The sequence below is a fragment of the Ruminococcus callidus ATCC 27760 genome (genome assembly GCF_000468015.1).
Lineage (GTDB): Bacteria > Bacillota > Clostridia > Oscillospirales > Ruminococcaceae > Ruminococcus_C > Ruminococcus_C callidus.
Genome location: NZ_KI260341.1, coordinates 57,395 through 70,015, shown reverse-complemented (window position 1 = coordinate 70,015; position 12,621 = coordinate 57,395). Strand labels below are relative to the sequence as shown.

10 protein-coding genes are annotated in these 12,621 nt (G+C 52.3%); 9 read left to right on the top strand and 1 reads right to left on the bottom strand.

Annotated elements, in window-relative coordinates; genetic code table 11:
• Positions 1 to 68 precede the first annotated feature (68 nt).
• The 9 genes from rapZ to RUMCAL_RS04315 all read left to right on the top strand — a co-directional run bounded on the left by rapZ (position 69) and on the right by RUMCAL_RS04315 (position 12,073).
• Entirely contained in the window at positions 69 to 962 is an 894-nt protein-coding gene (gene rapZ / locus RUMCAL_RS04355) for an RNase adapter RapZ (protein ID WP_021681354.1), read from the top strand.
• A gap of 15 nt (positions 963 to 977) precedes the next feature.
• Positions 978 to 1,895, top strand: a complete 918-nt coding sequence (whiA, locus tag RUMCAL_RS04350; protein ID WP_040646952.1) for a DNA-binding protein WhiA — start codon at positions 978 to 980, stop codon at positions 1,893 to 1,895.
• The gene (locus RUMCAL_RS04345) at positions 1,888 to 5,334 is read left to right on the top strand and encodes a DNA polymerase III subunit alpha (RefSeq protein ID WP_021681351.1); all 3,447 of its coding nucleotides are present in this window, start codon (positions 1,888 to 1,890) and stop codon (positions 5,332 to 5,334) included. Before whiA ends, RUMCAL_RS04345 begins: the two co-directional genes overlap by 8 nt.
• A gap of 216 nt (positions 5,335 to 5,550) precedes the next feature.
• Positions 5,551 to 6,513, top strand: a complete 963-nt coding sequence (pfkA, locus tag RUMCAL_RS04340; RefSeq protein ID WP_040646950.1) for a 6-phosphofructokinase — start codon at positions 5,551 to 5,553, stop codon at positions 6,511 to 6,513.
• Between the two features lie 245 nt (positions 6,514 to 6,758).
• Complete coding sequence (proC, locus tag RUMCAL_RS04335) at positions 6,759 to 7,559, top strand: pyrroline-5-carboxylate reductase (RefSeq protein ID WP_021681348.1); 801 nt, start codon at positions 6,759 to 6,761, stop codon at positions 7,557 to 7,559.
• Between the two features lie 134 nt (positions 7,560 to 7,693).
• Positions 7,694 to 8,281 carry a hypothetical protein gene (locus RUMCAL_RS04330; RefSeq protein ID WP_021681347.1) on the top strand — a complete coding sequence of 196 codons (588 nt, stop codon included), beginning with the start codon at positions 7,694 to 7,696 and terminating at the stop codon, positions 8,279 to 8,281.
• A gap of 88 nt (positions 8,282 to 8,369) precedes the next feature.
• Entirely contained in the window at positions 8,370 to 9,335 is a 966-nt protein-coding gene (locus tag RUMCAL_RS04325) for a YesL family protein (protein ID WP_051343655.1), read from the top strand.
• Between the two features lie 165 nt (positions 9,336 to 9,500).
• Positions 9,501 to 9,767, top strand: coding sequence for a 30S ribosomal protein S15 (rpsO, locus tag RUMCAL_RS04320; protein ID WP_021681345.1), 267 nt, complete (start codon positions 9,501 to 9,503; stop codon positions 9,765 to 9,767).
• A 182-nt stretch (positions 9,768 to 9,949) separates the two neighbouring features.
• A complete protein-coding gene (locus tag RUMCAL_RS04315; RefSeq protein WP_040646948.1) occupies positions 9,950 to 12,073 on the top strand; it encodes a polyribonucleotide nucleotidyltransferase in 2,124 nt (707 codons plus the stop codon).
• Positions 12,074 to 12,190: 117 nt separating this feature from the next.
• On the opposite strand, the gene RUMCAL_RS04310 is transcribed toward RUMCAL_RS04315, so the two are convergent.
• Positions 12,191 to 12,601: a hypothetical protein gene (locus tag RUMCAL_RS04310; protein ID WP_021681343.1), complete on the bottom strand. Its 411-nt coding sequence runs from the start codon at positions 12,599 to 12,601 to the stop codon at positions 12,191 to 12,193.
• Positions 12,602 to 12,621 lie beyond the last annotated feature (20 nt).

The window sequence follows — 12,621 nt, the reverse complement described above, 5'->3', positions numbered from 1 at the left end:
CCAGACGCTCTTTGTGCGGTATTGCCTAAGGAAATTGTTGAAAAGTGTGTAGGAAGGACGTGGAGCATATGCAGGAACAGGAAAATGTGAGAATGCATGTGGTGGTAGTGACCGGAATGTCCGGTTCGGGAAAGTCTGTGGTAATGGACGTTCTGGAGGACATCGGGTATTATTGTATCGATAATCTGCCGCCGCAGCTGATCGGGAAATTTGTGGAGATTTGCAGGGAGTCAGAAAACCACCTGCAAAAGCTGGCAATTGCCGCAGACCTGCGTTCCGGCGATATGTTCACAGATGCCTATCGGACACTGCTGGAGATGAAGCAGCAGGCAGATCTGGATGTGAAGATCCTCTATATCGAAGCCGAGGACGAAGTCATCATCAAGCGGTATAAGGAAACCCGCCGGAAGCACCCGCTGGACGAACGGTTCGGGGGCTGTCTGCACAATGCCATTGCCTACGAACGGGAGCAGCTGCTCCGCGTGAAGGGCATTGCGGATTATTATATTGAAACGTCCTATTTCTCGGCTTCGCAGCTGAAAGAACAGATTCGGGAGATCTTTCTGGACAATTCCTCTGACTCCATGTCCATTAAGGTGACTTCTTTCGGATTCAAGTACGGCGTTTCTACGGAATCCGATCTGGTGTTTGATGTGCGTTGCCTGCCGAATCCGTACTACATTCCGGAACTGCGGCATCATACCGGCTGTGAAAAGTGCGTGCAGGAATATGTCATGTCCTTTGAGCAGTCCCGCACGCTGCTGGAAAAACTCAAAGATCTGCTGGATTTTTTGATCCCGCTGTACATTCAGGAGGGCAAGAGCCGTCTGGTGATCGCATTTGGCTGCACCGGCGGCAAGCACCGTTCGATCACATTTACTGAACTGATAGGGGACTACCTCATTTCCAAGGGCATGCATGTTGTGAAACAGCATCGCGATATTGGAAAGGACCGACCATAAGGAGAAAAGGAAACCGTGTCATTTTCCAATGATGTGCGGGAAGAGATCGCCAGAAGCATCACCGACCGCGACCGGCAGTTTGCCTGTCTGTACGGCATTTTGCTGTATTCCCGCATTTTTACCCAAGAACAAGTGGTGCTGCAAAGCGAAAGTCCGGTGTTCGCACGGCTGATGCCCATGCTGTTCCGTGCGGTGTTCCGGACAGAATTGCAGCCCGATGTGCGGACGATCTCCCGCGGCGGCGACCAGTCCATGGTCAGCTATACCATTACCGATGCGGCACAGATCAGCCGCATTTGTGAGGTCTATCACATTCGTCCGGAAAAGCGGGAGATCCGTCTTTCCAATCTGGTGAACAACAGCCTGAGTGCTTTTCTGGCAGGCGTATTTTTCGGCTGCGGCAGCATGATCGACCCCAACAAGGAATATCATCTGGAATTCAACACGCCGTCGGAACTGCTCTGCTCCGACCTGCAAAAGCTGCTGGGGAGCATCGGCATCAGCGGCGGTCAGCTGCTGCGGAAAAACATGTACGTGCTGTACCTGAAAGACAGCGAGCACATCGAGGACACCCTCACCTATATGGGTGCCCAGCAGTGCACCATTGCCCTGATGAATATCAAGATCCGCAAGGATATGCGGAACAAGGCGAACCGTGTGCGGAACTGCGACGAGGCCAATATCAACAAGGTCGTCGGTGCCGCCATACGGCAGATACAGGACATTCAGTGGATCACCCAGTGCGGGCAGCTGGAGGCACTTTCTCCGGAACTACAGGAACTGGCAGAACTGCGGCTGGAAAATCCGGAACTTAGTCTGAAAGAACTGGGAGAACTGCTGTCCGAACCTATCGGGCGTTCCGGTGTCAACCACCGCTTTCAGAAAATCGCCGCTTTTGCAGAGGAGTTGAGAAAACGTGCCGCAGATGCCTGAAAATGCTTTTGTACATCTCCACGTCCACAGCGAATACAGCCTGCTGGATGGTGCCTGTCGGATTCCGGAACTGATCGAACAGGTCAGGGCAATGGGACAAACTGCGGTCGCTTTGACTGACCACGGCGTGATGTATGGCGTGATGCCGTTTTATCAGGCTGCCAAAAAAGCCGGAATCCAGCCGATTCTGGGCTGTGAGGTCTATGTGGCAAGGCGTACCCGTCACGATCGGGAGCACCGGCTGGACAGCAGAAGTCACCACCTGATCCTGCTCTGTGAAAACCAAAAGGGCTATCAGAATCTGGTCAAGCTGGTTTCGCTTGCCAGTCTGGAAGGCTTCTATCAAAAGCCCCGTGTGGATTGGGAATTGCTCTCCCGCTATCATGAGGGTTTAATTTGTCTGTCCGGCTGTCTGGCTGGAGAAGTGCCCCGTCTGCTGTCGGCAGGGGACTATGCCGCGGCAAAGGCGACTGCCCTGCGGTATCAGCAGTTGTTCGGCAAGGGCAACTACTATCTGGAGATCCAGAACCACCAGATTCGGGAGGAACTGCAAAACCTGCCCCTGCTGCTGCGGCTTTCCAGAGAAACGGGAATCCCGCTGGCTGCCACCAACGATGCCCACTATCTCCGACGGGAAAACGCTGCCATGCAGGAAGTGCTGCTGTGTATCCAGACCGGCAAAACGCTGGACGATCCGGAGCATATGCACTTTGAAACGCCGGAGTTTTATCTGAAATCTACGGCAGAAATGGCGGCACTGTTTGCCGATGTGCCGGAGGCAGTGACCAACACAGCAAAAATTGCGGCAAGATGTCACGTGGAATTTCAGGAGGGACAGATCTATCTCCCGAAATTTTCCATGGAGGGCGTGGCGGACTGCCGGAAGCTGTTCCTACAGCTTTGCATGAACGGCTTGAAGAAGCACTACGGAGAGCACCCGTCACCGGAGGTGCTGGAACGGCTGCGTATGGAGATCTCTGTGATTACCCAAATGGGATACGTGGATTACTTCCTGATCGTGTGGGACTATATCAATTTCGCCAGAAGTCACGACATTCCCGTTGGACCGGGGCGTGGTTCCGGTGCGGGAAGTCTGTGTGCCTACTGTATGGGCATTACCCAGATCGACCCGCTACGATACCAGCTCCTGTTTGAACGCTTCCTGAATCCGGAGCGTGTCAGCATGCCGGATTTTGACATTGATTTCTGCGTAGAGGGCAGACAGCGTGTCAAGGAGTATGTGATCTCCCGCTATGGTGCCGATCGGGTGTCGGAAATCATCACTTTCGACCTGATGAAGGCACGGGGAGCCATTCGGGATACCGGACGGGCAATGGGGATTTCCTACGGGCTGTGCGACAAAATTGCAAAGTCTATCGATTCCCGAAAGAGCATTGCGGAATCCATGGAGGGCAAGGACGGGGAAGACCTGCGGAAACTGTATGAAACCGATTCTACAGCAAAAAAGCTGATCGATATGGCAATGCAGGTGGAGGGCATGCCGCGGCACGCTTCTACCCATGCTGCCGGCGTGTTGATCTCTGCGGTGCCGATCACTGATTTGGTGCCGCTGCAGCGAAATGAGGAAACCGTCATCACCCAGTATCCCATGGGCGTTCTGGAAACTATGGGCTTGCTGAAATTTGATTTTCTGGGGCTGCGGAACCTGACAGTTATCTGGGACTGTGTCCGTGCCGTTCAGAAGTATGAACCGGCATTCTCCATAGATGCGATCCCGCTGGACGATGCGGCAGTTTATGCCATGCTTTCCCGCGGAGATACCACCGGCGTGTTCCAGTTCGAAAGTGCCGGTATGCGGCACGTGCTGATGCGGCTGAAGCCCACCTGTCTGGAGGACCTGACCATTGCCCTGTCCCTGTATCGTCCCGGACCGCGTTCGTCCATTGACCTCTATCTGGAAAACCGGCGGAATCCGGAGAAGATCGTCTATGCCCACCCGCTGCTGGAACCGATCCTGCGTCCCACATACGGCTGCATGGTCTATCAGGAACAGGTCATGGAGATCTGTCGGGTGCTGTCCGGCTATTCCTATGGCAGAGCCGACATTGTCCGCCGTGCTATGGCGAAGAAAAAGCAGGATGTCATGGCACGGGAACGGCAGGCATTCATTTACGGCAGCGACGGCTCCGACGGCAGTTCTCCCTGCTGCGGGGCAGTGGCAAATGGTGTACCGGTGGAAACTGCCAACGCGATTTTCGATGAGATCGCTGTGTTTGCGGATTACGCCTTTAATAAAGCACATGCGGTTTCCTATGCCTATCTGGCGTACCAGACTGCCTATCTGAAAGTGCACTATTTCGCAGACGATATGGCGGCACTGCTCACCAGTGTCATGGGTGATACGGGGAAAACCATGGAATACCTCACCGCCTGTCAGAACGCCGGCGTAAAGGTGCTGCCGCCTCATGTGAACGAGAGCACAGCAGATTTTCTTCGCTGCGGTGAGCATATCCGGTTCGGACTGCTGGCAGTAAAAGGGCTGGGGCAGGGGTTGATCCAGAAGATGACGGAGCAGCGGCAGAAAGCCGGAAAATTCACCGGCCTGGCAGATTTCTGCCGGCGTATGCTGCCGCTGGGACTGAACAAACAGGCACTGGACAGCCTGATTCGCTGCGGTGCTCTGGACGGTCTGGGACTGAACCGCCGGCAGATGCTGGAGTATCAGGAACAGGTGCTGATGGACTGCCGCGAGGAACGCAGCAGCATTGTGACCGGACAGATGAACCTGTTCGGCGGCGAGAGCGAAGCCGTGCGGGAAACGCCGATTCCGTCGCTGCCGGAACTGGAACGCTCTGCACTATTGCAGCTGGAACATGAAAGTCTGGGGCTGTATCTCTCCGGTCACCCGCTGGAACAGTCCCAGTGGCTGCGGCAGCTTTGCCGTGCCACGCCGGCGGCTGCACTGTCGGAACAGCCGGACGGTGGGAAAGTACTGCTGATCGTTACGCTACAGCATGTCAAGCAGCACACCACCAAAAAAGGGGAAACCATGTGTTTTCTCACCTGTGAAGACCAAAGCGGTTCGGCGGACTGCGTGGTATTTCCTGCCCTGTACAATTCTGTAAAGCCGTACTTGCAGCAGGACGCGGTGCTGTATCTCCGTGGGAAAATTTCCCAGAAAGAAAACGCCGTCAGTGTGCTGTGCAACAGCGTATTGCAGGAAGAAGCCTTTTTCCGGACGTTGCCGCAGGGGCGGCTCTGCGTGAAGATCGATTCCCGCCAGACGGCGGAATTACAGCAGCTGCTGGCAGTGATCGGACAGCATGCGGGAAATGTGCCGGTCTGCTTTTACCTGACAGACCGGAAGAAGATGCTCTCTCCCCGCGGTGGACAGGCGGTGGCGGTGAATTCGGAATCCTATGCCGCACTCTGTGCCGTGGTTTCGCCGGAGCAGGTGGGATTTCTGCCGCCGGCGTAACTGCAACAGGTTCGGCAGTAAAGGAAACACTGAATACAGCTGTTGTGATTTTTTGATAAAATATGTATGGGACTTGTTAACTTTTTCGAATACCACTTGACAACCTCTGAAATATCAGTATAATAGAATAGGAATGGAATGGTGAAAGCATAAGCAGCGAATGTGCTGTGCAGCCGTTTCAAAATTTTGCCATGCGGCGGAATGGAGAATACGTTTATGATTAAAACGATTGGTGTATTGACAAGCGGCGGCGATGCCCCGGGCATGAATGCAGCGGTACGTGCCGTTGTCCGTGCAGCTCTGAAAAAGGGCATGACAGTATATGGCGTAAAGCGTGGCTACTGTGGTCTGCTGGAAGACGATATTGAGCCGATGGACGAAATGAGTGTAGCAGGAATCATCAGCCGCGGCGGTACTATGCTGTACACCGCAAGAAGTGCAGAGTTCCGCACCGAACAGGGTGTTCTGAAAGCAAAGGCTACCTGTGAAAAGTACGGTCTGGAAGGTCTGGTCGTTATCGGCGGTGACGGTTCGTTCCGCGGTGCCGCAGATCTGTCTGCACACGGCATTCTGTGTGTAGGTCTGCCGGGTACCATTGACAACGATATTGCCTGCACAGATTACACCATTGGTTATGATACCGCAATGAACACTGCAATGGAACTGATGGACAAGCTGTCGGATACCAGCCAGTCTCACTATCGCTGCAGCGTTGTTGAGGTTATGGGTCGTGGTGCTGGTTACATTGCACTGAATACCGGCGTGGCTTCCGGTGCACTGGAGATCATCACTAAGGAAAAGCCCTATGATCTGGACAAGATCGCGAAGAAGATGATGGAATTCAAGGCAAGAGGCAAGCAGAATTTCATTATCGTTGTTGCAGAAAACATCGGTCATTCCGAAGAGATCTGCAAGCTGATCCAGGAAAAGACTGGTATCGAATCCCGTGCGACCATTTTGGGCCACGTACAGCGTGGTGGTTCTCCGACAGTCCGCGACCGTGTAGCAGCAACAGAAATGGGCTACTATGCTGTAGAACTGCTGGAACAGGGCATCGGTAACCGTGTTGTCGGTATGCAGGGCGGCAAGATCGTAGACTTTGACATTCAGGAAGCTCTGTCTATGGAAAAGCCGTATGATGGAAAACTGCACCAGATCGCAGAAGATATTGCATTTTGATCGGCGTGTAGACGCTTGATAAAAGAGGGGTGGGCGTGCGAGAGTGCGTCCACTTTTTCTTTTATAGGAAAACACTGCATAGTTCGCCTGACGGCTTTGCACGCAATCTGCTTGCAAGCTTTATGCAGTGTTTCCCTAGAAATATACGCTGAGGACTTGCATTTTTTATTGTTTTGCAGTATAATATATCCATGAAAAATGTCGTATTTTCGAAAAAACGGCAAAATTGAAAGAGGGAAAGATTCATGAATACCATTGGTTTTATTGGTGCCGGCAATATGGGCAGTGCCATTTTGCGGGGCATTGCCGGAAGCGATATGAAGCCGGAAGCAGAACTGTTCGCCTATAACCCCACGGAAGCAAAAGTGGACGCTCTGGCAGACTGCGGTGTGCAGAAGTGTAAAAGTGCCGCAGAAGTGGTGGAAAAGAGCCGGTATGTTTTTCTGGCGATCAAGCCTCAGAAATTCGAGGAAGTGCTGCCGCAGATCGCGGATGCTGTAACGGAACAGACAGTTCTGGTGTCCATTGCTGCCGGAATCGGTGCGGAGTTTATCCGGAAGCTGACAAAGCCTTTTGCAAAGGTGGTTCTGGCAATGCCCAACACCCCGCTGCTGTTGGGAGAGGGTGCCACGGCACTGGCAAAAGATGATTCCGTCAGTGATGCAGAATTTGCAGTGGTGCGGAATATCTTCGGCAGCTGCGGCATGACTGCGGTCATTGCACCGGAGCAGATGAAAGAAGTCATTGCCATTAACGGCAGCAGTCCGGCATTTATCTATCTGTTCGCCAAGGGCTTTCTGGATTATGCTGCCAAAGTGGGACTGCCGGAACAGTCTGCCAAGGAACTGTTTGTGCAGTCGCTGATCGGTTCGGCAAAGATGATCACCGATTCCGGTTACTCCATCGACGAGCTGATCCGTCAGGTGTCCTCTCCGGGCGGCACTACGCTTGCCGGTCTGGATCAGCTGTATGAGGGCAAAATGCTGGACGCAGTGCAGAACGCCTGCGACAGCTGCACTAAGCGTGCATACGAACTGTCTAAGTAAAGGCAACACTGCACAAAGCCCGCCTGACGGCTTTGTGCGGTGTTGCCTAAAGCCCCGGCATTCATAACCGGTGTGCCTTTCGCATAGGATAAAGCAGGTACAAGCCAATTTGCAAAGCAAAGGAGAGATCTGCAATGATCCGAAAGCGAACGACATTGACAACAACGGAGCGAAAACAACGGTTGTTCTGCCTGCTGTTCGGCAGCGTTTTGCTGGGGGCAGCACTGGGGATTGTCATGCTGCGGTGGCAGTATGACGGCGTTCCCACCTCGTGGGCGTGTTTTCTGGGCATGTTTCTGGAAAAACGGTCTAGTCTGGCAGCCCTCTGGCTGGGGAGCATCGGGAACATTTTGCTGTTTCTGATGACCTTTTTCCTGCTGGGGTTTTCCGCGGTGGGACAGCCTTTTGTATGGCTGCTGCTGCTGACTTACGGCGTTTGTATGGGCGGTGCCTTGCAAATGCAGTGCGGCTCCGGAAATGTGCTGGTGCGGAGTGTGCTCCTGCTGATTTATTTTGTGCCGGTTTCGGCACTGCTGGCGGTGGCATCGCGGGAGTCCCTGCGGTTCTCTGGAAAATTCACTGATTATGGATTTCGGGACGAACCAACAGATCAGATGTGCCACCAGCTGCGAATGTACTGTGCCCGTTTTGTCGTACTGCTGGTGCTGCTGGTACTGCATACGCTGTTATATAGTGCGTTGTTTTATGCAATTGAAATGTAGCACTGCATAGATCTGTGCGGTGCTGCCGGAATAAAAGATGTATGCTGCTTTTTTCACGGAAAGCAGCTTGAAGAAAGGAAGTTTGTCTATGGGATTATTCGGAAATCATTACGAGCGTGCCGGTTCCGGTATCGCGAAGAATGCCCCCAAGAAAAAAGGAATATTCCGCTTTTTTGAGATATTCGGCAGAAAGTTCTGGAAACTGTTTGAACTGAACCTGCTGTACTTTCTCAGCTTTTTGCCGGTGATCGGTGCAGTCGCCCTGTTTTTTGCGGTGGATTCCCAGCTGGGAACCATTCTGGCGGCGGCATGTCTGGTGCTGTTTGCAGTGATCATCGGTCCGGCAACGGCGGCACATACGAAAATCCTGAAAAATTTTATCATGGAAAAGCCTACGTTTCTGGCACATGAATTTTTCCACACGTTCCGCACAGAATTCAAGCATGCCTGTATTGTCGGCGTGCTGGACTGTGTGCTGGCGTGCTGCATCTCGGCGGCATTTTACGTGTATCCCCGCCTGATCGAACAGACCGGCAGCAAGATGTTTTATGTGCTGTTTGCCATTACCCTGAGTATCGGTGTTATTGCACTGCTTATGAACTTTTACATTTTCCCGATGCTGGTTTCCACGAATCTTTCCCTGAAAAACGTGCTGAAAAATTCGCTGGCACTGTCGGTAGTTGCCCTGAAAACCAACATCATCACCATATTGGTATTGGCAGCAGTCATTGCGGTCTACGTGCTGGTGCTGATGTTCGTGAATATCCGGTATTCCATGATCCTGCTGTTCCTGCTGCCGGTAATGCCGGCTTCCTGGCTGGGTCTGGTGATTACGTTCCAGTCCTATCCGGTCATTCAGAAGTACATCATCAATCCCTACTATGAACAGCGGGGCGAGGTCAATCCGGAACTGGCACAGACCGTGACAGACGAGGAGGAAACCGTGTTCGAGGACCGCGGCGGCGAGGAAAAACCGATCGAGCCGGCAAAGAAATCCGGCGGCAAAAGCTCCGGCGGACGTTCGCACAAGGGAAAAGGAAAAATTATTTCTTAATTCACAAAATAAGCACTTTACAAATCGAAAAAGATGTGATATAATATATTTTGTCATGTACTTGGAATTTGGAGTAAGCCCGCAGGGGTGCATGCTTTGTCCCGTCGGGAAGTCACCTGCCTCTTTCTATGTGCATTGATGAAATATTGAATGAGGTGAAAGAACATGCTGTTGAAAGAAGAAAAAACAGAAATCATCGAGAAAAACCGGACCCACGAGAACGATACTGGTTCTCCGGAAGTACAGATCGCGATCCTGACGAAGAGAATCAACGATCTGACTGCTCATCTGAAGTCCCACAAGAACGACCACCACTCCAGACGTGGTCTGCTGAAGATGGTTGGTCACAGAAGAAACCTGCTGAACTACCTGAAGAAGAAGGATGTTAACCGTTATCGTGCGGTTATCGAGAAGCTGGGTATCCGTAAGTAAGAAACAACGATTGAAAAAGGAAAGGCAGCACAGAGCCAGTGGCTTTGTCTGCCTTTCTGTGTATGAAATCGATTCCAAATTCAGGTATTCGCAGGAAGCCGTGTGCTTTGCAAAAGGCGAGGAGAGAGCATAGGGCTTTTTGCGAATTCGAAGGATTGGAATCAGGAAAGGAATTTCGAATTATGTTTGAAAATGTACAGCGATTTGAAACTACATTTGCCGGAAGACCCCTTTCGGTAGAAACCGGAAAAACCTGTGCACTGTCCAACGGTTCCTGCTGGGTACGCTACGGTGATACCGTTGTTATGGCGAATGTCACAGCCAGTGCCAAGCCCAGAGAGGGAATCGACTTTTTCCCGCTGTCAGTAGACTACGAAGAACGTATGTATTCCGTAGGCAAGATTCCCGGCTCTTTCACCAAGCGGGAGGGAAAGCCCTCTGAAAAGGCGATCCTGACTTCCCGTATGGTAGACCGTCCGATTCGTCCGCTGTTCCCGAAGTCTATGCGGAATGACGTTTCTGTAGTCATGACAGTTATGGCAGTGGATCCGGACTGTGCACCGGATATTGTAGGCATGATCGCCACTTCTATCGCTCTGTCGATCTCCGATATTCCGTGGAACGGACCGATCGCCGGCATCAGTGTTGGTCTGGTAGACGGCGAGATCGTGCTGAACCCCACACTGGAACAGCGGCAGCACAATGACCTGCACCTGACAGTTGCCGGTACCAAGGACAAGATCGTCATGATCGAAGCCGGTGCGAACGAAGTGCCGGAAGATACCATGTTGCAGGCAATTCTGACTGGTCACGAAGAAATCAAGAAAATGGTTGCCTTTATTTCCGAGATTCAGGCGAAGATCGGCAAGGAAAAGTTCACATTCGAGGCACACGAGGTCGATCAGGAACTGTTCGAAAATATCGATGCTATGGTACATGAGCAGGTAGAACACGCACTGGATACCAATGATAAAAATGAACGTGATGCCCGTCTGCGTCCGATCATTGATGCCGTACACGAAACATTTGATGCTGTCTGCGGCGAAGAAACTGGCATGATCGATGAGATCCTGTATCTGATTCAGAAGAAAATTGTCCGTGCATGGCTCTATGAGGGCAAGCGTGTGGACGGCAGAGGCATTGACGAGATTCGTCCGCTGGCTGCGGAAGTCGGCGTGCTGCCCCGTGTACATGGTACTGGTCTGTTCACCCGTGGTCAGACACAGGTGCTGACAGTTGCTACGCTGGGACCGGTCAGCGACAGCCAGAAGCTGGACGGTCTGGACGAGGAAACCTCCAAGCGTTACATGCATCAGTATAATTTCCCGTCCTACTCCGTAGGCGAAACCAAGCCCAGCCGCGGCCCGGGACGGCGTGAGATCGGTCACGGTGCACTGGCAGAACGTGCTTTGATTCCGGTGCTGCCCACAGTGGAGGAATTCCCGTATGCTATGCGTCTGGTGTCCGAGGTGCTGTCCTCCAACGGCTCTACCTCACAGGCATCGATTTGCGGTTCGACACTGGCATTGATGGACGCAGGCGTGCCGATTCACGCACCGGTTGCCGGTATTTCCTGCGGTCTGATCACACTGCCGAACAGCGATGAGTTCAAGACTATGGTAGATATTCAGGGACTGGAAGACTTCTACGGCGATATGGACTTCAAGGTTGGCGGTACCAAGAAGGGTATCACTGCCATTCAGGTGGATATTAAGGTAGACGGTCTGACACCGGCAATCATTGCCGAAGCCTTTGAAAAGACACGGAAAGCCCGTCTGTACATTCTGGACGAGATCATGCTCAAGGCAATTCCGGCTCCGAGAGATACCGTGGGCGAATTCGCACCGAAGATGCTCCAGATCAAGATCCCGACTGACAAGATCCGTGATGTCATCGGTCAGGGCGGTAAGGTGATCCAGAAAATGTCCGCAGAGTGCGGCGTGAAGATCGATGTCAACGAGGACGGTCACGTATTTATCAGCGGCATTTCCATGGAGGGCTGCCGCAAGGCATACCAGATGATCGAAACCATTGCCATTGATCCGGAAGTCGGCTCGATCTATAAGGGCAAGGTCGTTTCCATTAAGCCGTTCGGTGCCTTTGTAGAAATTGCACCGGGACGCGACGGTCTGGTACATATCTCCAAGCTGGACAAGGAACGGGTAGAACAGGTAGAGGACGTGGTTTCCGTAGGTGATGCCATTATCGTAAAGGTCATGGACATCAAAGACGGCAAGATCAGCCTGTCCCGCAAAGACGCTCTGGAAGAACTGGAAGCCCGCCGGAAGCAGCAGGAAACAGAATAAGTGAAAATGCAGCACCCATAAAATACGCCTGACGGTTTTGTGCGATGTTGTTTGAAAAAGAAAAACGCTGTGCAACGAAGAATTGCACAGCGTTTTTTGTATATGCGGAAAGAAGAATTATTCCTTTGTGGTTTCGTCAGAAGAATCCTTTTCTTTCAGGAACAGGGTGATTACCAGTACCACTGCGAAAATTACGGAAAGCACTGCCCATACGACCAGATCGCCGAAGTTTTCACTCAGGTTTGCAAAGGCGAAAATAGCAGCCAATGCGTATAAGATGATCGATGCAATAGTGCCGCCCTTGGTCTTTCTGGCAGCAATTGCGACAATGCCGGCTGCCAGCAGGAAAAATCCTGTGAACAGTCCGCCAGCACCGCTGGAACTTTCTGCTTCGGAAATGGCTTCGCCGATGCCGGCAGCACAGGACTGGAATCCTACCACTGCGGAAATTACAATGGAGAGAATGCCCAGAACCAGCCGCAGAATGACTGCACTGTTTTTGTAAATCGTTTTTTGTCCTTTTGCCATGATAAAATACCTCTGCTTTC